At 74.1% G+C, this 1,766-nt stretch carries 3 protein-coding genes; 2 read left to right on the forward strand and 1 reads right to left on the reverse strand.

Translation table 11 applies throughout. From position 1 onward, the window contains the following. On the forward strand, positions 1 to 681 hold a 681-nt coding region (locus ACYVE7_RS33515; RefSeq protein WP_460370527.1), incomplete at its 5' end, for an amidase family protein. Further along, positions 668 to 1,126: a PPC domain-containing DNA-binding protein gene (locus tag ACYVE7_RS33520; RefSeq protein ID WP_460370529.1), complete on the forward strand. Its 459-nt coding sequence runs from the start codon at positions 668 to 670 to the stop codon at positions 1,124 to 1,126. The genes ACYVE7_RS33515 and ACYVE7_RS33520, both read left to right, overlap by 14 nt. Positions 1,127 to 1,164: 38 nt before the next feature. On the opposite strand, the gene ACYVE7_RS33525 is transcribed toward ACYVE7_RS33520, so the two are convergent. Next, on the reverse strand, positions 1,165 to 1,766 hold a 602-nt coding region (locus tag ACYVE7_RS33525), incomplete at its 5' end, for a hypothetical protein (RefSeq protein WP_460370530.1).

The raw sequence follows: 1,766 nt of genomic DNA on the forward strand, positions 1-1,766 counted from the left end.
GCGCCGGCCGGCACCGGGCCGCTGCGGCTCGGCGTGCCCCGCCGTCCCGAGTTCTTCGGCGACGCCGCCGCCGCGATGGCCTACAAGGGGGCGCTGGCCCGGCTCACCGAGCTCGGCCACACCCTCGTCCAGATCGACTTCGAACCGTTCCGGAAGGCCGGAAAACTGCTCTACGGGGGCGCTTTCCTCGCCGAACGGCTCGCCGCGATCGGGGAGTTCACCGCGCGGAACCCCGGCGCCGTCCACCCCGTCACCAGCCGGGTGCTCCGGCCGGGCCGCTCGATGACGGCCGTCGACGCGTTCACCGATCTGCACGCCCTCCAGGCGCTGCGGGCCGAGACCGCGCCGACCTGGCGGCGGGCCGACGCCCTCGTCGTGCCGACCGTGCCGACCACGTTCACGCTCACCGAACTACGCGAGGACCCGATCGGCCGGAACCGCACCCTCGGCCACTACACGACCTTCGCCAACCTGCTCGACCTGGCCGCGGTGTCCGTCCCGGCGGGGATGACGGCCATCGGACGCCCCCACGGCCTGACCTTCCTCACCCCGGCGGGCGAGGACGCCCTGGCCGCCGGGATCGCGGCCGCGTTCCACGCCCTGACCGGAGGCCCGGCCGTCGAACCGGCGGTCGAGCCCGCCGCCACCACCAGCAGGGAGACCGCCGATGCGGAGCAGTGAACTGACCACCGGCCGCACCTTCGGGGTGATCTTCGATCTGGGTGAGGACTTCTTCACCGCGCTCGCCGACTTCTGCAAGGCCAACGAGGTCCGCCAGGGCTACATCCCGATGTTCCTGGCGGCCTTCTCCGACGCCGACCTGGTCGGCACCTGCGCCGCCGTCACCGATCCGGCGGCGCCCGTCTGGTCGAACGTCCACGCCACCAACGTGGAGGCGATCGGCTGCGGCTCCCTGGCCTGGGATCCGCTGACCGACGAGGTGCTGCCGCACGTCCACGCCGCCGTGGGGCTCAAGGAACGCTCGGCCACCGGGCTCACGAGCCATCTGCTCGGCGCGACCGTCCAGTTCGTCACCGAACTGGTCATCGTGGAGGTCGTCACGCCTCGGATGCACCGCCCTCGCAAGGCGGACATGTACGACGTCCCGCTGCTCGAGTTCGGTTAGCAGGGGGTGCGGCCGGTTCCCCGGGGGCGGGGAACCGGTCAGGCGGCGGCCGCGGGGGGCTCGCCGGTCGTGGGCGGCTCGGACGGCGGTTCGCTGCTCGGCGGCGTGGTCGGCTCGCCCTGCCAGGCGATGACCCGGCGGCAGACCGTCCTGCCGTCCTGCTGGACGGTGACGGTCGTGCGGCCCGTCTTGGCGCGCTCGGTGGCGGAGAGCGTCAGGGTGACGGTGGCCGTGCCGCCCGCGGCGAGCGAGCCGAAATCGGTGGACAGCCTGCCCGGGCCGTCCCAGAAAGCGTGCCACAGGACCCGCCCGTCGACCGCGCTGAAGGCGAGCTGGGCGTCGAGGTCCCCCGGGGGCAGTTCGACGGTGCTCTGGCTGCTGCAGATGACCGAGCCCTGGACCGGCGGCTTGCTGGCCGGGGGAGCGGAGGTCGGCTTGTCGGTCGTCACGGTCGGGGTGGGCGAAGGGGAACCGGTGGCCGGGGTGGTCAGCGAGGTCGTGGGGGAGGTCGGGGCGGTGAGGACGCCGTCGCCCCGGTCGGACAGGTGGCTGGCGAGGAACGCGCCGCCCGCGACCAGCCCGGCCGCCAGCAGCGCCGACAGGACCGCGACGCCGGGCCGGAAGCCGGGGCTCCGGCTCG

The sequence above is a fragment of the Actinocorallia lasiicapitis genome (genome assembly GCF_054778695.1).

Coding starts and splice junctions, on each gene's coding strand:
- ACYVE7_RS33520 (WP_460370529.1), top strand. CDS start 668: ATGCGGAGCAGTGAACTGACCACCGGCCGCACCTTCGGGGTGATCTTC.